The 24262-nt window shown below is 53.8% G+C and carries 29 protein-coding genes; 7 read left to right on the top strand and 22 right to left on the bottom strand.

The annotated features are described in order from the left end of the window. Position 1 precedes the first annotated feature (1 nt). The 17 genes from ABFZ84_RS01155 to ABFZ84_RS01235 form a co-directional block, all read right to left on the bottom strand. On the bottom strand, positions 2-3832 hold the full coding sequence (locus tag ABFZ84_RS01155; RefSeq protein ID WP_369311931.1) for a baseplate multidomain protein megatron: 3831 nt from the start codon (positions 3830-3832) through the stop codon (positions 2-4). Continuing rightward, the gene (locus tag ABFZ84_RS01160) at positions 3832-4293 is read right to left on the bottom strand and encodes an NlpC/P60 family protein (protein ID WP_369311933.1); all 462 of its coding nucleotides are present in this window, start codon (positions 4291-4293) and stop codon (positions 3832-3834) included. Before ABFZ84_RS01160 ends, ABFZ84_RS01155 begins: the two co-directional genes overlap by 1 nt. Further along, entirely contained in the window at positions 4290-5150 is an 861-nt protein-coding gene (locus ABFZ84_RS01165; RefSeq protein WP_369311935.1) for a DUF2163 domain-containing protein, read from the bottom strand. The genes ABFZ84_RS01160 and ABFZ84_RS01165 overlap by 4 nt, the downstream gene beginning before the upstream one ends. Next, positions 5150-5782: a phage distal tail protein, Rcc01695 family gene (locus ABFZ84_RS01170; protein ID WP_369311937.1), complete on the bottom strand. Its 633-nt coding sequence runs from the start codon at positions 5780-5782 to the stop codon at positions 5150-5152. Before ABFZ84_RS01170 ends, ABFZ84_RS01165 begins: the two co-directional genes overlap by 1 nt. 11 nt (positions 5783-5793) lie before the next feature. Beyond that, entirely contained in the window at positions 5794-6327 is a 534-nt protein-coding gene (locus ABFZ84_RS01175) for a phage tail tape measure protein (protein WP_369311939.1), read from the bottom strand. Beyond that, positions 6320-6478, bottom strand: a complete 159-nt coding sequence (locus ABFZ84_RS01180) for a phage tail assembly chaperone (protein WP_369311941.1) — start codon at positions 6476-6478, stop codon at positions 6320-6322. Before ABFZ84_RS01180 ends, ABFZ84_RS01175 begins: the two co-directional genes overlap by 8 nt. Then, positions 6478-6795: a GTA-gp10 family protein gene (locus ABFZ84_RS01185; RefSeq protein WP_369311943.1), complete on the bottom strand. Its 318-nt coding sequence runs from the start codon at positions 6793-6795 to the stop codon at positions 6478-6480. Before ABFZ84_RS01185 ends, ABFZ84_RS01180 begins: the two co-directional genes overlap by 1 nt. Next, positions 6795-7217, bottom strand: a complete 423-nt coding sequence (locus ABFZ84_RS01190) for a phage major tail protein, TP901-1 family (protein WP_369311945.1) — start codon at positions 7215-7217, stop codon at positions 6795-6797. The genes ABFZ84_RS01185 and ABFZ84_RS01190 overlap by 1 nt, the downstream gene beginning before the upstream one ends. Then, on the bottom strand, positions 7214-7630 hold the full coding sequence (locus ABFZ84_RS01195) for a DUF3168 domain-containing protein (protein WP_369311947.1): 417 nt from the start codon (positions 7628-7630) through the stop codon (positions 7214-7216). Before ABFZ84_RS01195 ends, ABFZ84_RS01190 begins: the two co-directional genes overlap by 4 nt. Then, entirely contained in the window at positions 7627-7938 is a 312-nt protein-coding gene (locus ABFZ84_RS01200) for a phage head closure protein (protein ID WP_369311949.1), read from the bottom strand. The genes ABFZ84_RS01195 and ABFZ84_RS01200 overlap by 4 nt, the downstream gene beginning before the upstream one ends. After that, complete coding sequence (locus ABFZ84_RS01205; protein ID WP_369311951.1) at positions 7935-8471, bottom strand: head-tail connector protein; 537 nt, start codon at positions 8469-8471, stop codon at positions 7935-7937. Before ABFZ84_RS01205 ends, ABFZ84_RS01200 begins: the two co-directional genes overlap by 4 nt. 141 nt (positions 8472-8612) lie before the next feature. Beyond that, the gene (locus ABFZ84_RS01210) at positions 8613-9830 is read right to left on the bottom strand and encodes a phage major capsid protein (RefSeq protein WP_369311953.1); all 1218 of its coding nucleotides are present in this window, start codon (positions 9828-9830) and stop codon (positions 8613-8615) included. A 24-nt stretch (positions 9831-9854) separates the two neighbouring features. Further along, positions 9855-10370 carry an HK97 family phage prohead protease gene (locus ABFZ84_RS01215; protein ID WP_369311955.1) on the bottom strand — a complete coding sequence of 172 codons (516 nt, stop codon included), beginning with the start codon at positions 10368-10370 and terminating at the stop codon, positions 9855-9857. 11 nt (positions 10371-10381) lie between these two features. Beyond that, on the bottom strand, positions 10382-10657 hold the full coding sequence (locus ABFZ84_RS01220) for a hypothetical protein (protein WP_369311957.1): 276 nt from the start codon (positions 10655-10657) through the stop codon (positions 10382-10384). After that, on the bottom strand, positions 10650-11819 hold the full coding sequence (locus ABFZ84_RS01225) for a phage portal protein (protein WP_369311959.1): 1170 nt from the start codon (positions 11817-11819) through the stop codon (positions 10650-10652). Before ABFZ84_RS01225 ends, ABFZ84_RS01220 begins: the two co-directional genes overlap by 8 nt. Before the next feature lie 10 nt (positions 11820-11829). Continuing rightward, positions 11830-13083: a DNA-packaging protein gene (locus ABFZ84_RS01230; RefSeq protein ID WP_369311961.1), complete on the bottom strand. Its 1254-nt coding sequence runs from the start codon at positions 13081-13083 to the stop codon at positions 11830-11832. Continuing rightward, a complete protein-coding gene (locus tag ABFZ84_RS01235; RefSeq protein ID WP_369311964.1) occupies positions 13028-13435 on the bottom strand; it encodes a hypothetical protein in 408 nt (135 codons plus the stop codon). The genes ABFZ84_RS01230 and ABFZ84_RS01235 overlap by 56 nt, the downstream gene beginning before the upstream one ends. A 256-nt stretch (positions 13436-13691) precedes the next feature. Here ABFZ84_RS01235 and ABFZ84_RS01240 point away from each other — a divergent pair, with 256 nt between their 5' ends. Next, a complete protein-coding gene (locus ABFZ84_RS01240; RefSeq protein WP_369311966.1) occupies positions 13692-14273 on the top strand; it encodes a VPLPA-CTERM sorting domain-containing protein in 582 nt (193 codons plus the stop codon). A gap of 42 nt (positions 14274-14315) precedes the next feature. Here the strand turns inward: ABFZ84_RS01240 and ABFZ84_RS01245 are convergent, their stop codons facing one another. After that, positions 14316-14753: a YcgN family cysteine cluster protein gene (locus tag ABFZ84_RS01245; protein ID WP_369311968.1), complete on the bottom strand. Its 438-nt coding sequence runs from the start codon at positions 14751-14753 to the stop codon at positions 14316-14318. A gap of 135 nt (positions 14754-14888) precedes the next feature. On the opposite strand from ABFZ84_RS01245, the gene ABFZ84_RS01250 reads away from it, so the two are divergent. Next, a complete protein-coding gene (locus ABFZ84_RS01250) occupies positions 14889-15374 on the top strand; it encodes a DUF2165 family protein (RefSeq protein WP_369311970.1) in 486 nt (161 codons plus the stop codon). Positions 15375-15395: 21 nt separating this feature from the next. On the opposite strand, the gene ABFZ84_RS01255 is transcribed toward ABFZ84_RS01250, so the two are convergent. Continuing rightward, positions 15396-16061 carry a helix-turn-helix transcriptional regulator gene (locus ABFZ84_RS01255; RefSeq protein ID WP_369311972.1) on the bottom strand — a complete coding sequence of 222 codons (666 nt, stop codon included), beginning with the start codon at positions 16059-16061 and terminating at the stop codon, positions 15396-15398. A gap of 79 nt (positions 16062-16140) precedes the next feature. Here ABFZ84_RS01255 and ABFZ84_RS01260 point away from each other — a divergent pair, with 79 nt between their 5' ends. From ABFZ84_RS01260 to ABFZ84_RS01275, 4 genes are all read left to right on the top strand, one after another. Then, entirely contained in the window at positions 16141-16581 is a 441-nt protein-coding gene (locus ABFZ84_RS01260; protein ID WP_369311974.1) for a VOC family protein, read from the top strand. Between the two features lie 60 nt (positions 16582-16641). Continuing rightward, positions 16642-17181, top strand: a complete 540-nt coding sequence (locus tag ABFZ84_RS01265) for a flavodoxin family protein (RefSeq protein WP_369311976.1) — start codon at positions 16642-16644, stop codon at positions 17179-17181. A 36-nt stretch (positions 17182-17217) separates the two neighbouring features. Further along, entirely contained in the window at positions 17218-17439 is a 222-nt protein-coding gene (locus ABFZ84_RS01270) for a hypothetical protein (protein WP_369311978.1), read from the top strand. Between the two features lie 194 nt (positions 17440-17633). Continuing rightward, positions 17634-19775, top strand: coding sequence for a transglycosylase domain-containing protein (locus ABFZ84_RS01275; RefSeq protein ID WP_369311980.1), 2142 nt, complete (start codon positions 17634-17636; stop codon positions 19773-19775). A gap of 10 nt (positions 19776-19785) precedes the next feature. Here ABFZ84_RS01275 and ABFZ84_RS01280 read toward each other — a convergent pair whose 3' ends face one another. Both ABFZ84_RS01280 and ABFZ84_RS01285 read right to left on the bottom strand, forming a co-directional pair. After that, positions 19786-19977 (bottom strand): hypothetical protein, encoded by a 192-nt coding sequence (locus ABFZ84_RS01280; RefSeq protein ID WP_369311982.1) that lies wholly within the window; start codon positions 19975-19977, stop codon positions 19786-19788. Between the two features lie 27 nt (positions 19978-20004). Then, on the bottom strand, positions 20005-22125 hold the full coding sequence (locus ABFZ84_RS01285) for a TonB-dependent hemoglobin/transferrin/lactoferrin family receptor (protein ID WP_369311984.1): 2121 nt from the start codon (positions 22123-22125) through the stop codon (positions 20005-20007). Between the two features lie 227 nt (positions 22126-22352). On the opposite strand from ABFZ84_RS01285, the gene ABFZ84_RS01290 reads away from it, so the two are divergent. Next, positions 22353-23402, top strand: a complete 1050-nt coding sequence (locus ABFZ84_RS01290; protein ID WP_369311986.1) for a DUF6607 family protein — start codon at positions 22353-22355, stop codon at positions 23400-23402. A gap of 65 nt (positions 23403-23467) precedes the next feature. On the opposite strand, the gene ABFZ84_RS01295 is transcribed toward ABFZ84_RS01290, so the two are convergent. Further along, positions 23468-24205: an SH3 domain-containing protein gene (locus ABFZ84_RS01295; protein ID WP_369311988.1), complete on the bottom strand. Its 738-nt coding sequence runs from the start codon at positions 24203-24205 to the stop codon at positions 23468-23470. Positions 24206-24262 lie beyond the last annotated feature (57 nt).

Genomic DNA, 24262 nt, shown 5'->3' on the forward strand with positions numbered 1-24262 from the left:
CCTATTCAATCAACACGTCCCGGTGGGCGGCGATGCCGTCGCCCACCGCATCAGACAGCTGAACAACCGAAAAACTGATGACGCCGTCAGGCGGTGTTATGCCAAAATCAACAGCAATATCAGCGCTATCATAGAGATATTCGGGCTGCGCGAGTTCAACAGTTTTCAGCACTGTTTCCCCATCGAAAATCGTCAATCGATAGCGCTCAAACGCTTCACCCAACGGCACTTCGCCTTGCCAACTATCGCCGCTGGTTCTTGTTCGTCTTATCCAACTCAACCTTATATCACTGCCCACGCGTTTTGCCCGAAGGTGCACAGGCGAAAGCGGCATCAATGCACGAAGGTTTAGCGCATAGGACCGTTTCGTAAACTTATCTGTATCAGGAATTTCTGACTCGGGCCCGGCCTGCCATTCAAATTCAATGCCGCGCAAATCATTAGAAAATTCGACTGGCGTAACCGCTGGCGACAACAAAACTGCACGGGCATTGATGGCAGCACCTATTTTGGCTTCGCTCTCGGTGCCCGCCTGCCCACGCAAAAGATTTGAAAGCCGCCAAGTGTTATCCTCCAATAACTCGGCATCGCGAAACTGAAGCACTTCCCATGCTCCATTATCCGCCATGACAAGCAATGTGTTGGCACCGGAAAAGATATCGTCGGTCATACGCGACGCGAGATTACCATAGAACAATCGCAACCCCACCGATGCGCCGGACCAACGCCCGCTGGGCGCTGGTGGCAAAGAGGTAACAAGCCGCCCCATCACCGCGCGCGCCGGTGCACGACCCGCTAACAATGGTGCCCCACCCGCGCTACGATAAAGCGCTGCACCGCCCGGCCACGGGTCAGAAAAGGCCGCAAACATCGGCGCAATTCCATCACCCAAAAATGGCAAATCCATCAATTCCCATATCGGCGCGGAAAACACGGGCACCAGCGATGGCGGCGTAAAAACAGCCGGTCCCACCGGCGCATTATAGACGTCGGGTGAAACCCGAACGAGCGAACATTCACGGCCATCTGCATCGTCGATTTGGAGAATTCTATATTGTCGATCCGTTCCAAGATCATTTAGATTAACCGCGTCTCCCGGCTCTAGACCGATCAATGACGGGGGCAGCGTGAATTCTAACGCTTCACGCATCACCCACGCATCCGCAAGAATTGACCGTGCGCGCGCTTCCGCTTCGGCGGCGGGGATCACAGCGGCGATATCGACCCCAGCTTCCCGGAGCGGGCGTGCGCCGGGGTCACGGGCCTCAGCCACCGCAGCGCCAAAGTCATCTTGTTCATCAAAAAACCCCAATCGAAAGGCCGAAGGCAAATCGGCCTCTTGGGTGAAATGATGACTAAACGGGCCGTCGTTTCGCGCCAACAAATCACCCACAGAAAAGTTGGCGACCGGTGCCGCGTGACGAGGTTGGCACCGAATTTCATCGCCGACTTCGATCATGTCGAATTGATAAACATCGGCAAGCGGATCAATCATTTCACGCGCTGACATTGGCCGATCAATCAGGTAACCGGTGACCGTTCCCTCAAGCTTATGGGTCACCAGATTATCGGCCCCGGCTTCGGCGCTAAGGGCCGATACCAAAAGACCCAATGGCGCGCGGCCCAATCGACCGTTCAACCAATGTCCCTTTTCCCAATTAGCAGTATCACCCCAAATATCTGACCGTGCGGGAAAGTCTGGGAAAGGCCGCGCATCCCACGCATAAACATATTGCCGGTCAGCATCGACCATCGCCGAACCATAAACCGATGACACAGGATTGTTTGCCGCCTCGCGCCAAAAATGACCGTGGGCTTCAATAAGGCTACGTTGCGCCAAGTCGTCTCGGCGTCCGTCAGAGAAATAGGGCAGCGCGCTTTCGCTGCTCTTCGCATCGACAAAAACATTGGGCTGGTTCGCCCCCTTATCGACCGCAGGGCAACCAATCTCGGTGAAGTAAATCGGTTTTGATTGTGGTTGCCAGGTCGTCGGTGTTTCTGAACGCGTCCCATTCGGGCGGTCATAATGATAATTCGACCACCAGTTTCGAAGGTCTTTGCACCGCCATACCCATGGCTCGTTATACGCACTATCTGTGATGGGGGTGCGTGTTTGCGCCGCGCGGTCGGCCCCGGTGGCGTAGTAATAATCATACCCCTCGCCCCCGGCGATATTCGCCGCTAGGTAGTCGCGATCATATTGGCTGGCATAACCCGCCTCTGCATCAAGATGACCGAAACCATCACGCCAATCAGCCAGCGGCATGTAATTGTCGATCCCGATAAAATCGACATTCGTGTCACTCCAGAAATCATCGAGATGAAACTGCACAGCGCCACCGCCGGGATGATGGCCAAAATATTCCGACCAATCGGCCCCATAAGAAAGCTTGGTCCCTGCCCCCAGAATAGAACGGACATCCGCCGCCAAAGATTTTAACTGCGCCACCGCCGGATACGCACCCGTCTGGTCGCGCGTGGTGGTCAGCCCGCGCAATTCCGACCCCAATAAAAAGCTATCGACACCGCCCGCCAGCACACATAACCGCGCGTAATGCAAAATCATACGCCGGAACGACCATTCGCTCGGCCCTGAATAACTCACGGTATCGCCGCTTGTAGAAAATTCCGACGGAGACGCCGCGCCAAAGAAATATGTTATGTCCGAGCCGGCCATCGCAGTTTGATCATCCCCCGCAATACGCCCCCGCCACGGAAAACCTGCGGCGTCCATCAGAATAAACGGGTGGAACATGACTTTAATGCCGCGATTATTCAGTGCCTTGATAGTCTCGATAACATTGCGGTCGGCGGGGGTTCCGCCATAGGCCGCACCGCCATCAAGATTTGAGATCAGATGCGCACCATCACGATCGACACCGCCCACAACCCAATCATAAGGGGTCGTTTCTTTGGTGCGGGTTTCAACACCGGGGCGCAGATCACAACTGCCAGCATCAATCGTATTACCAAACCAACTGACGACAATCGATACATGGTCAAGGTTGGGCGCAGCATCCAATAACGCATCAATAGAGGCCGTGAAATCTGTGCCGCCTTGATTGTTGTGAATGTTCTCCGACGCGGTGACACCCTCATCCAGAATACGCGTAACGCCGGTCGTCCCATAGACAAACTCTCCCGACCCAGGGATCAGGCAAACAGCCGACAACCGGTTTTCAAGCGAATCGGGGTCAGTTTTCTTGAGGCTTTTTTCAACCTCAAAAGAAAGCTGTGGAATGCGATTTCCAAATTCTTTCAGGGGCATGTCCTCAAACACAATATAGGCAAGCCCCCGAAACGCCGGCGCTACGTCTTCTACGGCCTCGATCAACGGGTCCGGGTTTTGGCTTTCTGTGCCGCGATAGACCCGAACATTTAGCCCCGATAGATCAAGCGGCTTTCCGTCGGCCCAAACGCGGCCAATTCGGTCAATCTCGCCCTCACAAATGCCCACCGCAAAAGAAATAGAATATAGATATTCCGTATAGGTTGTTTGTGCCGCTGGGCGTGCGCCTTTACCGCCCACCGCTTCGGTCGTTTCTGCCGTGTTTTCCTTAAAATTCGCCGCCCATATGAGCTGACCAGACATGCGCGCACGCCCATAGACCCTCAGGACTGGCGCACCTTCTTGTGCGGCCTGAACCGAAAAACTATCGAGACGCGGCCCATCAACGGCGCGTTTGCGCGGGCCAAAAATCAACCGGTCTGCATATCCGGCCGCATAGGATGCGGCTGTGGTCGCCGCTGTCCGCGCGAGAAAAGCACCAATTCCGGCTTTCGAAATCGCCGTGCCGACACCAGAGGCCGCTGTCAAAAGTAGTTGCGCCATTATTCAGCTCCCGGAAAAATAAAAACACCCGCAATGCGCATTTGCCACCAACGGTTCATCCAACTTTCCACGACCTTGCGCCCCGCATAGGCGTGAATAAATTGCTCAGGCGCACTGACAATGCCGCAATGTTTTGCCGGACCATCGGTGGTGACGCGAAAAACCAAAACATCACCCGGTTCAAATCGCCCATCAATTCGCTCGATCAGGTTCCGGCGCGCAGCACCCAATAATGGTTCCTCACCCTGGTGGCGTTCATTCCAATCTGGCGTATAGGCGGGCGGGTGCTCTGGCTCATCTCCATATAGCGAGCGCCAGACACCCCGCACCAAACCAAGGCAATCACATCCTGCTCCGCGTGCGCTGGCTTGATGGCGATAGGGCGTGTCGATCCAATCACGCGCGGCATCAATGATTTCCATCCGTGATCGGACAGCGGTAAAACTATTGGTAGCGGTCATGACCTTTTACCTCCGTCATTGTTCTCGCTGCGTAGTGGATAGGAAATCGCCACATCATTACCCGGCATCATCGGAAAACCGCGGAAATTGACGCTGTTAGAAAATTTCTCACGGCAGGTTGCGAAACGCTTGTCGCAACCCGCTTGAATTTCAAAAGCATCACCGAGCTTTATGGGGCCTCCAGCTGGCAGCCAGAGCGAAATTGCGCCTGCGCCAGCTTGGTTTTTCACATGCGCCGCTAGCCCCGCATTCGCCCCGCTAAGCCATTTGATTAAACCGTGAGAAAACCACCCATCGTCATAATGATCGAGCGATGAAGCGCTGAAATTCTGGCTGTTGCGAAGTGAAGTGACTGCGGCGCTGACAAATGCCGGGCTGATGCCGCATTTATCACTACCAAGATTGACATCACAAAGCCGCTGATAAAGACGCCCGGTTGGTTGGTCGAGTTGGTGGGAAAGACCGCGAATCTCTGCGCGGAACTGCGCCCCCACCCGCGTGACTTCTCCGATTGTACCAGCCTTTAACAACACATGTTGCGATGGCGCGGCCCAATTTACGCGATAAAGTTCAACCGCCGCACCATCATAGCGACCGGCATTCAGATCATCAGCGGAAATCGACGACAACAGCCCTTCGATTTCCGAATTATCGACGCCAAGATCCGCACTGGCCCGCAGCGCACTGCCCTTTGCGCCGCTTTCTGGCCGGAATTCTGTTTCAATAAAATGAAGCGCCCGGTCATGATCGGTAAAGCCGTGCACAACTCCATCGCGCCGCGCGATTCGCCAGCACGTCGCAAGGGTGGTTATTCCGCCTTGAAGATGTGCCGCAAATGCAGGATCAAGAACGCGCATTACACCAGGACCTCAACCAACGGAATTGAGGGAATATCGCCAGCTTGAAACGCCGCTAAATTAATCCGTAGGTCATCATTATCAAAACGAACCGGCACATCAAAAACAAATCCTGCTGTGACGACCGCGCCATCCGCTGGCGGCGAGACCATTGTCACAATCCCGGTAGTCGGGTCGATAGAATAATCATCCCCGATCGTCGCTTCGCTTGCGTCAACGGCGACGCGAACACTGCCCTCCACCGGTTTTTTGATTAACCGTCGATAACTATGCGCGCCGGAGGCATAGGCTTTTGAAAGTTGAAACTCAGTTTTGGTGCCGTCGCCTGTACCGATCAGTTGGTCATCGGCTTGGGGGGTGTTGGCGATCACACAGCTTTTGCAATCAAACGGGTCGCGAAATCGAAACCCATACAGCCGGCCATGCCGAGCCTCGAAAAACGCAATGATATTTTCAATATCGCTGATCGATTTTACGCCGTATCCCGCATTGAACGAGCGACGAGAGGCCGCCCAAGGGCTATTGCGTTCTTCAAAACCAGAATGAAGCGCTACGATTTCTGTCTTGCGGCTTGGGCCACCTTCGGAATTAAGCGCGATATCAAGCGGAAACAAAACTTCATGAAATGTCATGCTAATACCCTTTAAGCGTTGCGTTGACCGCGACCGACCGCGCGCGCCAACGCGCTGGCGATCTGGGTTTCAGACCTGCGAAAACTGTCCGTATCCGTCACAGATGGAAGCGTGATATTGACGTTGACGCCGCCACGGCTCGTGGGTTGAATCCCCCCACTCTGCTTTGGGGTGAACCATTCTGGCCCGCGTTCGCCAACCAGATAGGATTGCCCCGGCGCAACCGTCCCACCATTGGCGCGCGCACCGCCAAAGGCACCGGACAACGCCCCACTGACCAGATTATGAACCGGCTGACGCACCAAACTATCAATGGCGAACCCGCGAAGATCACGCAAAAGCGACTGCGACAGTTTTTTGAGTGAAATCTCACCGCTTTCGGCCGCGCGCGCCAAGTTTGATTGAATGGAACGCGCCGCAACCGAGAACGCATCCTCAATCATCATCGCCGCTGGTGCGATCTGATCGCGCGCAAGACGCTCAATTTCCGCACTGGCTTCGGCAATACCAGAAATATCTACATTCACATTTACCGCATCAGTCATTTTTATTTCCTTCGATCTGGTGAATAAGGTGCGCAAGATCCTGTTGTCCCATGCCGCGCGCATCACTGATCAGTACACGCCATTCCGAAACGGAAAGATTCCAAAAATCGCGTGGCGAGAGGCCCAAGCCGGTGACCGCAAAGCCAAACATCACGGGCCAGCTTGCGACTTTCCCGGCGCACCGCCCAAAGCCGCAAAAGCTTTTGCGATTGCTGTCCCAGCCTGCGCGAGATCTAGATCACTGGTCCTTAAAACCTCCATCGCCAGCGGCGCACCACCCCCAGCGATTAATGCGTGAAGGACGATGATGATGTCGCTGACACGCGGATTTTTTAGCCGTTCTTGAAGCGCTAAAAGATCACCGCCACCAAGTTTATCTTCGATGTCGGCAAGCGCACCAAGCGTAAGCCGAAGCACGCGCTCTTCACCATTTATTTGTAATCGAACGTCGCCGCGAGGATGGGTCATTACGCGCCCTCCGCGGCAAAGGTGATTGCGCCCGCTGACTCGAGCGCGAGCGCCATCGTCGCTTCGCGGTCATGTTCACCCGCATAGTCCAGATTGGTGATAAGAAATGCGCCCGCGATTGTCCCAAACCCCGGAATAATGATTTGCCAATTCCGCGTCTCGCCCGCAAAGAATACGGATCGCACCGTCACAGCGCTCGCATCATTTAAAAACACCCCTGCCCCCGATACTGACGCTTGGCGAACGCCACCACCCACTAATAGCTCGCGCCAGCCACCGGATGATTGAGAATGGGTAACATCAATCATCTGTGTATTGAGTGATAGAGTTTTCGTCCGCAATCCACCGATAATCGAGAACGCTTCTGGGTCCGATGCGTCGCTGAGTTTTAACAATAGGTCTTTGCCCCGTTGTGCGGTCATATCATTTCCTTTTCTTGTGTAACGGCACGGAATCTGGCCACGCCCTGATAGGTCTCGCCATCTTGGCGACGAAAAACATCGCCAAAGACAAAGCGGATATTCACCAAATCGTGGTCTGGCAGGCTGAGCATGGCTTCGTGAAGCGCGTCATAAACCACACCCAAAATGCGCTTCACCTCACGGCGGCCCGCATAGCGCGAGAACACATAGAGCTTCAGTTCGTGCTCCAAACCGCCATCAACGCCTTTCCAATCGCTGGCGCGGGCCTCCCCCAACGTCAGATAGGGAAAAACCGCATCAGGTGGTGGGTCATCGTAAATCCGAGCGGGCGTACCGAGTTCGGCTTGCAGCGCGCTATCCGCGCGCAAATGTTGATAGATTGCCTTTTGAAGGTCCCAAGTGACAACACTCATGCCAGCACCTCTTCACAAATCAGGGTTAAGCGGCGGTCATCTTCGCTCTCTATACTGACCACCTCATATGGCGAATCTTCAAATATAATCCGCTGACCAAGGAGGATATCGGCGCGATAACGCAGACTGGCCGCGATACGACGCAATCGATTGTTACGGTCTCCGGCTACATCGCGGGTCGACGTAAGACGCTCGACGCGCGCCCACATTTCCGGTCCGGGCAGCCAAGAAAGACTGGCTCCACCGGCCTCATCATCCACACGTGACGGTGTAAGAAATTCGATTTTTTTGCCTAAACCACCGATCACAACCGCATCTCCCGATAAGGTGCGATCAATGCGTCGATGGCTTGTGGCACGTCAAAAAAACGGGTCGCGCTCGTGCTTTCGCGTTGTTCATAAAACGCTCCACACAACATTTTGGCGGCCTGTAATAAAGGGGCCGGAACATCATCGGTAAAGCCTGCCGTAAAGGTTATGGCGATACCCCCTAGGGCCGCTTTGGGCCATGGCGCGGTTAACCGAATTCGCCCACTCGACGTTTCGTAAAGGGCTTCATCAATCGATTGCTCCGTACCGGACACATTGGTGACTGTGACACTATCCAGACCGATGACAGGCCCTATAGGCAATGTCAGCAAACTCGGCATGGTATCTAGTCGCAAACGCCATTGTTGTGGCGACATTGCTATGGCGCAGCGCGCTTCAATCGCGCGAACCGCAGCAATGATAATGCCTGTAAGCAAGGCATCTTCGTCGTTATGGGTAACACGCAGATGCGATTTTATATCGTTCAGGGTTATGGGTTCCGCTATTGGCGGTGTCATTAAAGTAAGGGACATAACGCAACTCGTCCGTTGTTTTTGAGGTTGGGCGACAGGCCTCCGCCCCGTCATCCCGGACTTGATCCGGGATCCAGAAATCGTCGCAAAACATTCTGGATTGCGGGTCGGAGCCCACAATGACGAGGTCGAACGAAAACTTTACGACACAGCGAATTTCAGAAACTTGATTGCGTCGAAATCCTGAACGCCGCCACCAACACGTTTGGTTGTATAGAACAACACATAAGGCTTGGCAGAGAATGGGTCGCGCAAAACGCGCACGCCCACACGATCAACGACCAGATAGCCTCGGCGGAAATCACCAAACGCGATTGAATGACTGTCCGACGCAACATCATCCATGTCTTCCGCTTCGGTCACCGGATAGCCCATCAACCGTGCTGGCTCACCCGGTTCGCTATTGGGTTGCCACAGATAATTGCCGTCCGTGTCTTTGAATTTACGCAATGCCCCCACGACCGAACGGTTCATCAAGAACCGACCATTGGCGCGATAGGCCTGTTTCGGTGCATAAATGAGGTCGAGCAATTTGTCCGACGGGTTCGACGCCGCAAAGGCACCATCCGCACCCGATGCAATATAGCCAAGCTCGCCTGCGCTACGGGTCGCATCCGCTGCAATCGTATAAGACAAAATTCCTTTGGGCTGGCTCGTGCCATTGCCGCCGATAAAGGCCGCAGACTCTTGAACCGCAAATTCCGTTTGCACTTCATCGGCGAGCCATTGTTCAATGTCCACGATCGAATCGTCCAGCAACGCCTGGCTCGCGGCCGGCATCGCATAAAGCTCCATGGTCGGGAAATCGAGCGCCGTTAGTGATGGCGATGTGGTCTCAACCCGTGCGCCGGTTTCTGCGACCCAACCTGCAACGGCGTCGCCGTTAGAGATCGGTTTGCGAAAGACATTGCCGCCAATTTCACGCACGGAGGCAATCTGGCGCATGGGCGAGATGTCTTTCACCGCAGCAGTGATCAGGCTTTCCACCTGGTTCGGCGCGAGATAACCGCCCTCTGCGCCGGTATCGGTATTGACCGATTTTGCCTCTAAGGTTGTTCCGATATCGCCCGCCCGCATATAGCGTTGAAAGGCGGCTTTGCGCTCATCCGGTTCTGGCGTCTTACCGCCATGCAGCGCTGGCCGCTTCGCCTTTAGGGCGATACGATCGACCACGTCTTTTTGTTCGGTAACAGCCTTGTTGATGCGGTCGATTTTATCGCGCAATAACACATCGTCTTGACGCTTTTTCTCTAGCGCATCCAACCGGTCATCATTGGCGGTTTTGAAACTTTCAAAGGCCGTTAGAAATTCGCGCATCGCGCCGCGGACGTCACTGCCCGCTTTGGTTTCAATATTCATGGTACTCTCCTTTACTGATAGGCTTTATACTGACAAGGTCGATGTTGCTTGACGCAACGCACTGGTGAAATCACCAAGTGGCCCGTCGATATTTTGTTCTTGGCGATGTTCTGGTCGTGGCGATCCCACCTGCGATATCCGCGCTAATGGGGCCATGGGAAATGTCACCACTGATATTTCCCACAAGGAAGCAGACAAAATCTTCCGGCCGGTCTTGGTTTTCACGGCACGGATGGTTTGATATCCAATCGACAACCCATCAAGCGCACCGCCGATAAGTAGCGCGTGGATTTCGCGTGCGCGCGGTGACGAAAGAATAATCTGCCCCCGAACGAACAACCCGAAGCGATCTTCGCGGAGTTCCATCCAACGGCCAATGGGGGTTTCTGCGGCATGTTGATAGAGCATCCGTACCGGTCCATCGCGATTAAACGCGCCAGGAACGACAATATCGCCATTGAGGTCCGGCTTGTGAAAAACCGCGCCATAGCCTTCGATATCGGCGACGAGGCTATTATCATTGGCTTTTATGTCGGTCATGATTCTGACCATCACTCCCCCTCGCCGCTATTGCGGTCGATTTTGTCTTCGATGCGCACCAACGCCGCCGAGATAAAGCGCGTCTGTTCTTCTAACCGCGCTGTGCGTTCAAGAATTTGAGCGTTGCCCGCCGATCGGCGCTCTAACTGCGCCAAGCGTTCGGTGGCTGCGCCGGCCCAGATCAGCCCCAACCCGCCTTGAACAATCATCGCCGCGCCAATCGCAATGGTGACGCGCAATTCCTGTGGTCTATCGCTGGGTGATTTTGGTATGGTCACGCTATGCATCACGCGCCCCCAAACCCAACGCTTGCCGCTTTTCATCATCGTTCAGGAATTCTGCGCGGCTGACCCGCGCCCAAAGCGCATCACGATCTGCCGACAGCGCTTCAATATCCGTTGACTGACAAATAATCTTTGCGTCAGGATAGACCGGCGAGAACCAGTTGGTCAGCGCATTTGCGGTCTTTTTAACCAGCGGCAAAACCGTTTGCTTCCAAAACGCTAAATTTGCCTCTCGGTAGTTGGAATAGGTATTGTCACCGGGAATGCCGAGCAACATGGGCGGCACACCGAACGCAAGCGCAATTTCCCGCGCGGCTGCATTCTTGGCCTCGATAAAATCCATATCCGACGGCGACAACGACATGCTGCGCCATTCAAGCCCGCCATCAAGCACCAAGGGGCGCCCTGCATTGGCCGATCCTTGATACGCATCTTCCAGTTCAGATTTAAGCCGCCCGAATTGTTCCGTCGTCAGGTTCTCGGCACCATCTGGCCCCTTATAAACTAACGCACCAGAAGGCCGCGCCGCATTATCGAGCAATGATTTGTTCCATGCGGACGCCGCATTATGAAGATCGACGGCGGTTGACGCTGCTTCTAACGGTGAAAGCCCGTAATGGTCGTTGGTGGGATGAAATAGTTTAAGATGCAGGATCGGTGACTGACCAATTTCAGGCTTACGGAACACTACCGAGCGTCCACCCGCCGAATATTCATAAGCCTCCGCCCAACCCGAATGACCGGCGCGCACTTTCATTCGGTCGGGACGCAGAACATAAAGTTCACGCGGCGTACCATCGAGTGCAACAGATTCCAGATACGCATTACCGGCGGTTTGCAGATAGCCGTAAAAACCCTCTAACAATTCACTGCCCGATTGTTCATCATTGGGCCGCGCCAACAAATCAATCAACGGGTGGTCAGATAAAACCTCACCGCCTTCTGTAATCTTGAGCGGCGCAGATGCCGCTGCTTCCGCGGTTAAGCGCACGCAACGATAGGCAATGACATTGCGCTCAAATCCCGAACGGGCAAGCGACGCATAATCTCGCGGTGTCCAATTTGGTGCCCCAAGACGATGCATGGCGATAAGCGCCTTTGCGGCAGATGCTTTGGCTTCCGGCGCTTTTGCGGCGCGGTTAAACAAGTTTGGCAAGCGTGGCATGGTCGCGCTCCTAATTCATTCGACGAACGCCGGGGGTCGGCGCCGGTTTTTTCAGTAATAAATCGGTCAGTGCCCAAACCAGTGCATCGAGCCGATCCGGGCTTTTGCCGCCGCCGATATAGCTGGTCATCTGGTCTTCGAGTGTTGCAAAAGATCCCACATGGCGAACCCGACCTTGCTCATAGAGCGCCGCAACCGGTTCGGCCCGAAGGCGCTTGCCGCGTGTGGCGTAAACCCCGCGAATGGGCACCGCGCCATCAATTTGGGCGATCACGCTTTTGGCCATGTCACCGCCCTGATTGACCTCAACGACAATTCGATCCGCAGAAAACTCGTGAAAGGCAGCAACCGCTTTCTCCGCCCACTGACGGGGCGTTAGCCCGGCCCCCGACCGGTCAGCGAGAACGAATGCGGTATTCACGTCGCCGCAATAGGCTACGCCAGCGACGATGATACCGCATTCATCCGCGTCGGGGCCGCTTGTTGTGGGGGGATCAACAGCGACCACCACCCGATCAAGGTCAGGCGCGGCGCTGATGCGCGCGACCTCGATCAGATTCCAGGTCCAAAGCGCACCGGCGATATCCTCGACCAGCTCGCCCAATAATTCCTGCCGGCCAAGAGCCGTTCCCTCATAGAGCGCGGCAATTTCGGTAAAGAATGCATCTGACAAATGCGCCCGGTTGTCATAGGTCGAAGCGCGAGTGACATGAGTTGTCTTGGCTTTCATCAACCGTTTGATCAGCGCCATGGGGCGCGGCGTCGTGGTCGCAATCTGGCGCGGTCGCGGCCCAAGCCGTAGCGCCAGTTGGAGGTTCGACCATGTTTCTTCCGGATAGCGCCACTTACATAACTCATCCGACCACGCCGCATCGAACTGATAGCCGCGAATTCCATCGGGGTCTTCGGCGGAGAACGCATAGGCCACCGCCCCTGTCGGCCAGACCAGCCTTCGTCGCGACGCCTCGAACACGGGACGGTCAACATCGGTCGCCACAGCGCGAATACCCGACGGTCCCTCGATCATGACTTCCCTCGCATCGGCATATGTCTCGGCGACCAGCGCGATGGCCGGTTTCGAATTTTCATCATTGGCACGGGACGCAACAAGCGCGCGGATCCATTCGGCACCGGCGCGGGTTTTGCCTGCGCCTCGGCCACCGAGAATGAGCCATGTTGTCCAATCGCCATGGGGTGGTCGTTGATGGTCATGGGCGTTTACCTCCCAATCCTTTTCCAGCATCTTCGGAAACAGCTCGCCCATCACCTCCGCCCTGATCCGCGCGATCTTCGCGTTCAATGCGCGCAATCTGGCGGTCGATCCGTCGCTTAACCCGTCGGATGGCGTCGTCTGAGATGGCGGTGTCTTGGGCCGGGTCATGCGCATCCTGTTCCTTTTGTTCTTCAAACTTCATGCGTCGTGCGATCTCCGCCGCGCTCATCAAAGTCCGCAGGCTTCGCGCCCCGCGATCAAAGCTGTCTGGCTCGTCTTCCGTTGCGAGCAACGCAACCGACCTTTGATACGCAAGCTGACGAATGCGGGCGTAGAGCGATTGCCAGTCATCATCCGCAGGTTTTGATTGTTTTTGTGTTTGGTTTGTCATCATGGCCCGCATAATGGGGCACCTGACGAATGGGTGGATATCTATCCACCAACACTGGGAAAATTTGAAGAATTCAACACAAGTGATGAATACCTAGCAAACAGTTTCCCGTTAATGGGGTACGAATATTCTAATGTTCGTAGCTGATTGAATTATTTTTATTATTAATCGTCATTATTGATTGTTTTATACAAAGAAGACAAATAGATTCGCACCTCTTTGCATGACTGGTTTCGGTCGGGCGCGTTCACTTTTGGGGAGTTTTTTCGTGAAATTTAGGAATATTGTATTTGGTGTATTGGGAAATGTCGCTGCGATTGTCGGCGCACAAGCCGCAACCGTTAATTTTGCCGATCTACCAACCTCAACAACACCAGAACTATTTTTTGATGGCGGTTCCGTTACGGGTTCTGCTGATGTTCAGGTGTTAAACTTCAACGGCATCGGCATTGTTGGCGGTCCATTTGACTCGACCGTCGATGGAAATGAATCAATGGCGTTCTCTTTTTCCGCGCCCGTCAATAATGTTTCTTATTCAGTACAATTTGCAGGCAATAGCGACGGTGACGGAACCGTCGGTGACCGGTCGATTGAAATTTTTGGGCTTGGCGGTACATCGCTTGGGGTTTTTGCACAGTTCCATATCGGGACATTTGCCTTAAGCGATCTGGTCGGGGCCGCGATCATTACCGGCTTTGAGCTAACGGCGGAAGTCGATAGTTTCAGAATATCAAGTATTTCGTTTGATCTGGCACCAAGCGAAGTGCCGATTCCTGCGGCGCTGCCATTGTTCCTTGCGGGCCTAGCGGGTGTGGGCGCGATCGGCCGCAAGCGTAAGCAATCAGTATAAGGTTCCAAAATTGCTATATTGCGAAAGCCCGGTGAGCGCCGCTTACCGGGCTTTTGTTATGCGGCTTTCCAATAGCGTGTCATCAATTTCATCTTCGGGGATAAGATCTGGCGACACCGCAATCTTTGCGCGCTCAACCGATTTTGGATCGCCAGTGATCAGCGGGTGCCAGCGCGCGAGGCCCCGCCCCTCGGACAGCCGGCGATAGGCACAGCTTTTCGGCATCCAATGAAGGGTCGAAATATTATCCGGCGTTAATTGAACGCAATCGGGTACGCGTTTGAGGCGGTTGTCATAATCGGTGCAGCGGCGCTTTTTCGCGTCAAACAGCTTGCACGCCACATCAGTTTCAAAGACATCGCCGGTTTCTTCATTATGCAGAATATAAAGACAACACCGCCCACAACCATCGCAAAGTGACTCCCACTCTTTTGGTGTCATCTCGCTTAGTTTTTTTGTTTCCCAAAATGGCTTGGTCACGGCACTGGATCCTATCTTGTCCGGGCTCCCCTAGCAGAGCTTAGGACGACAACGCAAACACCAATTCATCGCCTATTTGCGACACTATCGGAAATGCGCTTATGATCGACTATCAACTAACGGGGAGGCTTAGCAATGATCCGCATACTCAAAATCGTTCTGGTTGCGTTTGTGGCCCTACAGGGGCTGACCTATTTCGCTGAAAACATACTGAATTGGGAAGCGGCTAAGGGGGCTGTGGGCTATGTGTTGTCGCTGGCCGATCACACAGTTTACCCAAACAGCTTTGTGCCGCCGATCACCAACCCGGCATTGGTGACGTTGACACTGGTCGTTATTGTCACCGGTGAATTGCTGGTTGGCGTGATGGCCGGGCTCGGCGCGCTAAGGCTATTGTCCGTGGTCGGTAAATCGGCCGAAGAGTTTAATAACGCGAAAACACTCGCGCTTTGGGGTTGCGGCATGGCGTTGGTGGTCTGGTTTGGGCTGTTCACAGTGATCGGCGGCGGGGTTTTTCAGATGTGGCAAACACCCGCCGGTGGCATGTCGATGGATGGGGCCATGACCTATTACCTATCAAGCGGGATTGTGTTGCTCTTTTTGAATATGCCCGACCGTTAAACGCCGGTTACTGGCCCCAGATTACTGGCCCTTCACGCGATAGGTGCATCGGCGACCACCGCTTAGGATATGCTCCTCGCGGGTGATCGTTACCTCGTCGCCCAGTACATCGGAAAAGACTTTTAACTCGTTTGCGCAGAGGCCCTTACAGGCCTTTGCCGCTGAGCAAATCGGACAATGGTTTTCAATCAACAGCCAATCGTGACCGTCTTTTTTGACCTCGGCCATATAGCCTTCGTCGCTGCGCGCTTTTGCAAGCCGCTTTACCCGATCGCCAATGGTTTTAGCGGCGCTTAACGTCTTACCATAGGTCACGCGTTGTTTTTTTCCGTGATTATGAACAAGCTTTTCCAACCCTTCATCACCAAATAATTCCCGCACGGAATCAATCATCTCAACCGCTAACCCCTGATGGGCGTCAGGGAATATCCGCGCAGCCTCGTCGGTCAGCAGCCAATTTTTGGTGGGCCGCCCGCGCCCTTTGGCCTCTGATTCTGATGACACCAGACCTTCGTCTTCGAGCGCATAAAGATGAAGGCGCACCGCCATTGCCGTCACCCCCAATGCCTTTGCCAACGTCGCCGCCGATTGCGGCCCGCCCCGTTTGAGGTGGTCAATGACGGCCCCGCGCGTTGCGCCGTCGGCTTTATCGATTTTGTCGATGGTCTCGTTCGGAATTTTGCTCATGGATTTTTATATAAAGGAATTGCTTTTGAAAACAAGCCGAATTAATTAAAGGATATTCTTTATTTAATAGGAGGCAAAAATGACAAAAGCACGACTTGAACATGCAAATCTGATGGTCACCGGAATCGAAGAAACTGCGAATTTTCTTTTGGCGGCATTCCCGCACTGGAGCATCCGCGGTGAAGGCGGCGGTGAATGGTATGGGGTGCCGCGTCGCTGGGCGCATGTGGGCGACGATTACAACTACATCACCCTGAACGAATTTTTTGGTGCTAACGCCAGTGACAAACCACAGCGCGATCTCGCCGGGACCGATCCTGGGCTCGCGCATCTGGCCTTTGAGGTTGACGACCTTGATGCCATCGTCAGCAGGCTGAAAAAAGTCGGATATGAGTCCCACAATTTGGGCGAGGATCATCCCCACCGCCGGAACAATTATTTCAAAACCAAGGAAGGCATTGAATTCGAGTTCGTTCAATATCTTTCCGACAAACCAGAAGAGAGAAATCTTTATGCGTGAGGGAGCAGAAATTGTGGAATTCTTGCGACGAATATTCGAACGCAGAAATGGGATCAAATAATGAGTTATTTAGGAATAATTGGGACGAGCCGCTCTGGCGGACAGACAGCGCAGCTCGTCCGTGAAGTCTTTAATGATCTTGATGACGGACAAATCATTGACCTGAATGCCCTGAATATAGGTTACTTCGACTATGATTATGGCAATCAGAGTGATGATTTTCTTCCCGTCGCACAGATGATGATGCGTGCCGAGACGATTGTCCTTGCCTCGCCGGTTTATTGGTACACGATGAGCGCGCAAATGAAGGCATTTATTGATCGGTTCAATGATTTGACCGGGCCATACAAACCGCTCGGAAAGCGCCTTGCGGGGAAACGGCTTTATCTGGTGGCAACGGGCGGACAACCAACTGTGCCGAAATCATTCGATCAGCCTTTTGTGGATTTGGCGAATTATTTCGACATGCGTTGGGGCGGCATGCTGTATCAGCAGGTCCGGTCAGAAAACGCGGATATTAACGCCAATTCAGAAATTTTGGATTTCGCGCAGGCGGTCAAATCGCCGATTGATCTTCGCGAGGCAATGCTGTCAATTTAAAGCTCGGTTTTCCGCGTGATCGAAAGAGAGAGCCCAATGCCTGTGGCTGTTGTTATCTTGAAAAATGCAATTCCCGCCATCGTCGAAGAACGCGATGACGCAGCTTTGCTCAAACGGTTGAAAGACATCCCCGAGCTGCCGGATTTTTCAACCGTCAATGAAGCGCGCGGACACCTCGCAAAGCTTCCCTTCCCCAGCGGTTGGTTCGATTCGGTAGCCGAGGCACAACTCTACGCCAAACAAGATGAGCCAGAATAAATGGCCAAAATAAACGAACGTTCAACAGGCCGAGCTATGTCGGGGTTCCGCATGCCTCGCCGAATTACCGACTTTTCATCAAGGTCTTGAAATCTTTACGCTGATGCCGCGAAAACGCCCTCTTTGCAGCGCAATGAGCAGTGTTATTTTACGTCAAGCGCGTCATAATGGCGACGAGTCACGAAAAGCCCCGCATGAGCAAGCGTCCAAAGAGTTTTAGCGCCACCCTTGCCTCGTTGTATGCCGACCTGAAAAAGGGCGCGTCGGCGGTGCGCGATGATGGTGCGGGTCTATGGGCGCGGCTGACCAGTGGCAAACAGGAAAATCACAAACTGGCCAATCGCAAAAAGTCCAAAGCCAAGCCCGCTGGCCGTGAACCCTATTCGGAAAACACGAAATATGAAAAACGCCCCGGCGACGGTATTGCCTGGCGGCAGCTTTGGGGCTCGCTTGCGGCTGCCTGTGTGTCGCTTTCGTTTTTAGGCGTCGCTGGTGTTTTGGGTTTTGCCTTTATTTTTATGGCACCGCGCGTGCCCGACGACGCCGATCTTTGGAACGTCAACCGACAGGCCGCTATCATCGTTCTCGACCGCAATGGCGAAGAAATCGCGGCGCGCGGTGCACGTTATGGCGAGCACGTTGATCCGGCGGAGCTACCAGAGCATTTAATCAAGGCTATTCTCTCTACGGAGGATCGCCGGTTTTTTGACCATGGCGGGGTTGACCTGCGCGGGACATTGCGTGCCGCCATCACCAACGCGAAATCCGGCGCGGTTGTCGAGGGTGGTTCGACCATCACACAACAACTCGCAAAAAACCTGTTCCTCTCCCCCACACAAACCTATGAGCGTAAAGCGCGCGAGGCATTGTTGGCGCTTTGGATAGAGGGGCATTATTCCAAAGACGAAATTCTGTCGCTCTATCTCAATCGGATTTATCTTGGTGCCGGTGCCTATGGCGTCGAAAGCGCGTCACAAACCTATTTCGCTAAATCCGCGCGCGATATTTCGCTTGCTGAAGCGGCAATGTTGGCGGGCCTGCCCAAAGCGCCGTCCACCTATGCGCCCACACAAAACCCACTCGGCGCACAACGCCGTGCATCTGACGTTCTCGATAATTTGCTTGATATCGGGGCGATAACCGAATTTGAGGCGCGCGAAGCCCGCTCAAACCCACCCGTGATTGCGAAATATAATGTCGATAACGGGCTTGGCTATTTCTTTGACTATGCCGCCGCCCAAGCGAAAAAGATCGTGCCCAACGCAACGGGCGATTTAATCGTTAGAACCACCATAGATCAAAAACTTCAACGCGATGCAGAAGCAGCAGTTAAAACCGCGCTCACGGTCGAGGCACGGCTAAAGGGCGCGGATCAAGCGGCCCTTGTGGCCTATGATGCCGATGGTGCCTTGCGCGCTTTGGTCGGCGGCAGAGATTATAAAGAAAGCCAGTTCAATCGCGCCGTGCAGGCCAAACGCCAACCCGGTTCTGCGTTCAAACCCTTTGTCTATGTGGCCGCGATGGAGGCCGGGCTGACGCCGCAATCGCGCTTTGTCGATCAACCCATCGATATCGCCGGATGGCAGCCCACCAACTATACCCCCGGTTATGCGGGCCCCGTACGCCTGACCGAAGCGGTCGCAAAATCCATCAACACCGTGGCTGTTCAGGTTACGGAGCAAGTAGGCCGTGCAAAAGTTGCTGCTGCTGCCAAACGTCTCGGCATTCGCTCTGACATCGCAGCGCACCGGTCGATTGCGCTTGGTGCTGTTGATGTCACCTTGGAAGAGCTAACCAGCGCCTATGTGCCGTTCGCACGGGGCGGCCTCGCACCAACGCCCTATGCAATCACAAGCATCGAGACTCGCGGCGGCGAAGAATTATTCTATCGTGATGAGCGCGCCCCTGAACGGGTCATGACCAAAGATGTAGCGCGGAAAATGAACCACCTGCTTTATCAGGTCATGTTAACCGGAACGGGCGGTCGCGCGCGCCTTGGTCGCCGCGAAGCCGCCGGAAAAACCGGCACCACCAATGATTGGCGCGATGCGTGGTTTGTTGGCTACACGCCCCAGATCATCGCCGGTGTCTGGGTCGGTAACGATGCCTACACCCCCATGGAGAAAGTCACAGGGGGGTCTATTCCGGCGTCGATATGGAAAGAATTTATGGTCTCCGCCCATCAAGGCCTGCCTTTGCGTAATCTTGATGGTGCCTATCCGGCCGTCCGCTATGCGTCGGAACCGGTATTGCTTGATTACTATGCGGAGGTTTCGCGAGGGTTTAACCGCGTTCGCCGCGATGGTGACGAACGCCGTTATAATCGGCGGCGCTAAGCGGTTATAATCACGCCGCCTTTTTATCGCACAAGCGATCAATTTGTGACGATAGCCAGTCATGATGCTTTTCAAGATCGGCAACGAGATCAGACTCTTTTGGCCCGCGTGCCATCACATCTTCTATCCATAACCTCAGCACTTTTTCCTGAGTAATCAACCATGTGACCAGCGCGCGATCTTCGCCATGTTGTCTAATCATCGTTACCTCTTTTATTTGTATTGTCGCCTAAAATCCCTGTCGCCAGCTAACCGCGACCTTAAAGTTCCGGCCCGGCTCACTCACACCTGCGGCGACGATCTGGTAGTCGGTATCTGTGATGTTATCGACGCCGAGATCAACGCGAACCCCCTTTAACCCACCGCGTGATGGTTCCCACACGGCATAAATATCACCAACCGCATAGCTATCGCGCGAATCCGTTGGGGTATTGACCTTGGTGAAGGCGCTGGCCAACGACACACGGCCGCCAAGGCGCATGTCACCACCCGCGAATTTTATTCCGCCATCGACGTAATAAGTATCGGGCGAGAGAATGCCCACATAATCACCGCTATCGGCGTCAATGCCATCAATAGTTGAGAAATTCCCGCGTATGTAAGCAACGCGGCTATCATATTCAGCTTCGATTTCGACGCCATCAAGTTCGGCGTTAGTGACGTTTACATTTCGGCTGAAATTCCCGAAGGCTTCGCCGGTACCGCATGGCGGGAATGGCGCACCAAAACAGCCCGCCGGTATATTGACCTCAAGATCAATCAAATTGGTAACATCAGATTTGAAATATGATACTTTAATGGTCAATCGGTCCCCATTTAACAGAAGGTCATCAAGATCGATCCCTGCACCGACCTCCCATGTTTGAGATTCTTCCGGTACCAAATCAGGATTCGGGATAAAGAAATTCGTCACAAGCGCGAAACTGGGCGATGAGAAATCTGGAATCTGGAAATGTACATTATCCGCATAGATCTCATTAAATGATGGCGCGCGATATGCCTCTGACCAATTACCAAACAGGATAATTTCTTTGACCGGCTTATATGAAACACCGACTTTTGGTGAAACTGCTTCATCACTAGTGGAGGGCCCGCTCGACGCATCGGTCTGGAATTTGTCCCAACGCACCCCCGGGAGGAAGGTAAGTACGCCGGGTGCGCCGAGCGGGCTTTGTACGGCGAGCTCACCCTGAATAAACGCGCCGTAGAATTTTGCAGAAGCATCAGGAACGCCGCCCCGTTTGCCGTCAGTGGTGGTGTTATCGCGACCGACTTGATCATCGCGATAAAACTCACCGCCATAGGTCAGCGTCAGCGCGGCTGGACCTAAGTCAAAACGTGATCGATTATCGAGTGACACCCCAAATGTTTCGACCTCGCGGCTAACAACCCGCGTTGTGTTCACTTCGGCTTCTTCGACCTGATTTTTCGTAAGATAGGTGGTCAGATTCGCATTGATCAAATCAGAATTCGCAGGGTTATAATTGATTGCCCCCTGAAACGTGTTGGTGTCGATATTACGGAAAACATTATCATTTCCGGGGCCGCCAATGTTATTTCCCTGCGGATTATTCGGATCGATAGAATCGCCACCAAAGCGGATCCAAGACGTCGAGATTTCCCAGTCATCATTAGGACGGAAGCTCGCTTTCAGGAGTGACGAAACAACTTCGTCATCTGCCGGCAGCGTTACGCCACTGCCCAGTTCAATGTTTTCGGACAACCGAAAGGTAAGATTACCGACAACATCGAAACGGTTATCATTACTGCGCCAGACGCCTGTACCATTCACACGGAACTCGTCATTAACGCTTTGATATCCAGACCCGACCTTGAACCCTGCGGTTTCGCCATCGTCCAAGAGATCGCTTGCGTTGATCGTCCGCATAGCGACGACCCCGCCGAGCGCCCCCGATCCGTAAAGCGCCGACGTTGGCCCACGCACGACCTCTACCGCACGTAACAGGTCCGGATCGATAAAGAACCGACCGTCATGCCCCGAGAGAAAGCTTTGGCGTGCGCCATCAAAAAGCACCAAAACACCCTCGCCGGACAGACCACGAATATCTGGTGTCTGGCCAGTCCGGCGAGGGCCTCCCCCAATGGATGCACCAGGAACGGCGGTAAAAATATCTGCAATCGTCGAGGGGTTGATGTCATCAATCACGTCTTCGCCAATGACAGTGACTTGACCGGGATAGTCAAAGGCCGCAATCGGATTGCGGGTGGCATAGACCGTGACTTCGTCTATCTGGGCCAGCTCGATTTCTTCGTTCTCTTGCGCGACAGCAATATCGGCCTGAACCGCAGCCCCCAAAATCGCGGCACTCATTAAATACGTATTTTTCATTCGGTCCTCAAAAATTTCTGTTGTCGGCCGCACCACATAATTTTCTGGCGCGCCGCGATTTCCCCGGTCTAGTTGCGAATGATTTGCAACAATGGATCGATAACATCACATATTTGCGATTGCAACTCAGAATCGTTCGCATTATAGAAAAGAAACAAGATTTTTTTGGAAAAGCGTCCGGCGAAATGGCTGGGCCAAACCAAACCTAAAGTACAAAAGGATTTAGAATGACATTTCACCAAGATCGCTCACGCATAATGATGGCGGCCATCGCCCTCGTTGCGGTCAGCGGCTGCGCCACCGCTCAGACGAACCAGGCAACCAATGCGAATGCGCCAACACAGCAATCACAAGATGAAAATTTTGCCGCAGACCGAAAAGCAATTCTGGCGATGGCTGGGAACTACCGCGTGAAATTCGACTTTATCGAAACGGTACCATTCGCCGCGGGCTACGAAATCAAAGACCGAAAATTGTCCGGCGGCGATGAAATTGTGCGCGTCATTGAAGACAATGGAGACTTCATCAGTCTACAGCACATTCTTGTTGTCGGCGGCGATAAAAAATTTCCGGTCAAACATTGGCGCCAAGATTGGCAATATGAACCAGAAAACGTGTTGGTCTTTATCGGCGGCAATGCTTGGGAAAAGCGCCCGGTCAAAAATAACAAGGGAACATGGTCACAAACGGTCTATCAAGTCGATGACGCCCCGCGATATGGCGCAGTCGGCACATGGAGCCATGAATATGGCGTATCCGCATGGAATCCGCCGGCTGAGTTACGCCCCCTACCCCGACGTGATGCCACCACCCGCGATGACTATCATGCAGTGAATGCCGTCAATCGTCATGCAATTACGCCTGAAGGCTGGGTGCATGAACAAGACAACACAAAAATCATCCTGACCGGAGAACCGCGCGCGCTGGTTCGGGAGGTCGGGATCAACACCTATAAGCATTTCGATGATTTTGATATTGCGATTGGGGATGACTATTGGGCCGCTACGGAAGAATTCTGGGCCGGTATCCGCGATGAATGGACTCGGATCGAGAACGAAAATACCGTCTTTGGCCTGACGATTCAGGGCGAGCCAGAAGCGCTCTATATGCCAATTCTTGAATTGGCCGAAGCGGTCGAAAAAAATGAAAAATCTGCCGATGCAGCGCTCGAAGAAGCCAAAGCCATCATCGCAGAATATACGACAACCGATATTGGCACCGATATGGGCGATGTAGCGGATCGGGTCGCCACCAAGGCCACCGGTGATGCCTATTAGGCGATCACGAAATTCAAACCGAACACTAATCAGCAAAACACCGGGCCATCGCCCGGTGTTTTTGTTTATAGCCCTAACAACTCATCATCGGCGCTGGGCGTTTCTGGTTCCGGGCGTGCAATCCGCCACCCTGTGCCATCGTTACAGGCCGCCCCATCCCAAACATGGCGCTCTGAATAAACATTAAGCCGTTGGCTAAAGTTTCGACACAGAACAGGCTTTCGAACTGGACCACCCGCAAGCTCCAGTTCCGACCCCGGTGCCTTGATCAACAAGTCGCCAAAGACATAACCGCGGATCGAATCATTGGCGGCGATCAACATCCAGTTTTTATCGGTAACGCGACCGACCACATCAACACCCGACCCGGACGGTAACACCTCGGACGCTTTTCCTTTTGTCGATGGTGCCGTGCGAATGTTCGAGTTACGGGTCAAAACATAAAGCCCCATTTCGGTTTCAACCATATGGGTTAGGTCAAGATCACCCCGCGCAGCATTGATGCGCGTATTCGGATTGCTCTTTAAATTTGCAATCGCATAGGCTTTTGGCTCAACCACACCGCCGGCCCGTTTTCCGCGCCAGCTTTGGGGCTTTCCTGTGTTCATTGCCTGATTAAATGCATAAGCGAGTGCGTCATAATCAGCACGTGATAACTCGGTTCTGATCGGTGCGCCCTCAGCGTAGTTAACACTGCCACCGCTGAACGGATCCATCGATGATAAACTCGAACAAGCGCCTAATGTTCCGGCACCCAACAGGGTAAATGAGAGGGCAAAAAGCCGCGAAGAACGTCTGAACATTTAGTCACTCCTATAGGGCAATTCGGCGACGGTTTGTTTACCTTTGTTGCACACTCT

It is taken from the genome of Hyphococcus lacteus, from assembly GCF_041058985.1.
In the GTDB taxonomy this organism is placed as follows: domain Bacteria; phylum Pseudomonadota; class Alphaproteobacteria; order Caulobacterales; family Parvularculaceae; genus Hyphococcus; species Hyphococcus lacteus.

Coding starts and splice junctions, on each gene's coding strand:
- ABFZ84_RS01155 (WP_369311931.1), bottom strand. CDS start 3,832: ATGGCGCAACTACTTTTGACAGCGGCCTCTGGTGTCGGCACGGCGATT.
- ABFZ84_RS01160 (WP_369311933.1), bottom strand. CDS start 4,293: ATGACCGCTACCAATAGTTTTACCGCTGTCCGATCACGGATGGAAATC.
- ABFZ84_RS01165 (WP_369311935.1), bottom strand. CDS start 5,150: ATGCGCGTTCTTGATCCTGCATTTGCGGCACATCTTCAAGGCGGAATA.
- ABFZ84_RS01170 (WP_369311937.1), bottom strand. CDS start 5,782: ATGACATTTCATGAAGTTTTGTTTCCGCTTGATATCGCGCTTAATTCC.
- ABFZ84_RS01175 (WP_369311939.1), bottom strand. CDS start 6,327: ATGACTGATGCGGTAAATGTGAATGTAGATATTTCTGGTATTGCCGAA.
- ABFZ84_RS01180 (WP_369311941.1), bottom strand. CDS start 6,478: ATGTTTGGCTTTGCGGTCACCGGCTTGGGCCTCTCGCCACGCGATTTT.
- ABFZ84_RS01185 (WP_369311943.1), bottom strand. CDS start 6,795: ATGACCCATCCTCGCGGCGACGTTCGATTACAAATAAATGGTGAAGAG.
- ABFZ84_RS01190 (WP_369311945.1), bottom strand. CDS start 7,217: ATGACCGCACAACGGGGCAAAGACCTATTGTTAAAACTCAGCGACGCA.
- ABFZ84_RS01195 (WP_369311947.1), bottom strand. CDS start 7,630: ATGAGTGTTGTCACTTGGGACCTTCAAAAGGCAATCTATCAACATTTG.
- ABFZ84_RS01205 (WP_369311951.1), bottom strand. CDS start 8,471: ATGTCCCTTACTTTAATGACACCGCCAATAGCGGAACCCATAACCCTG.
- ABFZ84_RS01210 (WP_369311953.1), bottom strand. CDS start 9,830: ATGAATATTGAAACCAAAGCGGGCAGTGACGTCCGCGGCGCGATGCGC.
- ABFZ84_RS01215 (WP_369311955.1), bottom strand. CDS start 10,370: ATGACCGACATAAAAGCCAATGATAATAGCCTCGTCGCCGATATCGAA.
- ABFZ84_RS01220 (WP_369311957.1), bottom strand. CDS start 10,657: ATGCATAGCGTGACCATACCAAAATCACCCAGCGATAGACCACAGGAA.
- ABFZ84_RS01225 (WP_369311959.1), bottom strand. CDS start 11,819: ATGCCACGCTTGCCAAACTTGTTTAACCGCGCCGCAAAAGCGCCGGAA.
- ABFZ84_RS01230 (WP_369311961.1), bottom strand. CDS start 13,083: ATGGGCGAGCTGTTTCCGAAGATGCTGGAAAAGGATTGGGAGGTAAAC.
- ABFZ84_RS01235 (WP_369311964.1), bottom strand. CDS start 13,435: ATGCGGGCCATGATGACAAACCAAACACAAAAACAATCAAAACCTGCG.
- ABFZ84_RS01250 (WP_369311970.1), top strand. CDS start 14,889: ATGATCCGCATACTCAAAATCGTTCTGGTTGCGTTTGTGGCCCTACAG.
- ABFZ84_RS01255 (WP_369311972.1), bottom strand. CDS start 16,061: ATGAGCAAAATTCCGAACGAGACCATCGACAAAATCGATAAAGCCGAC.
- ABFZ84_RS01260 (WP_369311974.1), top strand. CDS start 16,141: ATGACAAAAGCACGACTTGAACATGCAAATCTGATGGTCACCGGAATC.
- ABFZ84_RS01265 (WP_369311976.1), top strand. CDS start 16,642: ATGAGTTATTTAGGAATAATTGGGACGAGCCGCTCTGGCGGACAGACA.
- ABFZ84_RS01270 (WP_369311978.1), top strand. CDS start 17,218: ATGCCTGTGGCTGTTGTTATCTTGAAAAATGCAATTCCCGCCATCGTC.
- ABFZ84_RS01275 (WP_369311980.1), top strand. CDS start 17,634: ATGAGCAAGCGTCCAAAGAGTTTTAGCGCCACCCTTGCCTCGTTGTAT.
- ABFZ84_RS01280 (WP_369311982.1), bottom strand. CDS start 19,977: ATGATTAGACAACATGGCGAAGATCGCGCGCTGGTCACATGGTTGATT.
- ABFZ84_RS01285 (WP_369311984.1), bottom strand. CDS start 22,125: ATGAAAAATACGTATTTAATGAGTGCCGCGATTTTGGGGGCTGCGGTT.
- ABFZ84_RS01290 (WP_369311986.1), top strand. CDS start 22,353: ATGACATTTCACCAAGATCGCTCACGCATAATGATGGCGGCCATCGCC.
- ABFZ84_RS01295 (WP_369311988.1), bottom strand. CDS start 24,205: ATGTTCAGACGTTCTTCGCGGCTTTTTGCCCTCTCATTTACCCTGTTG.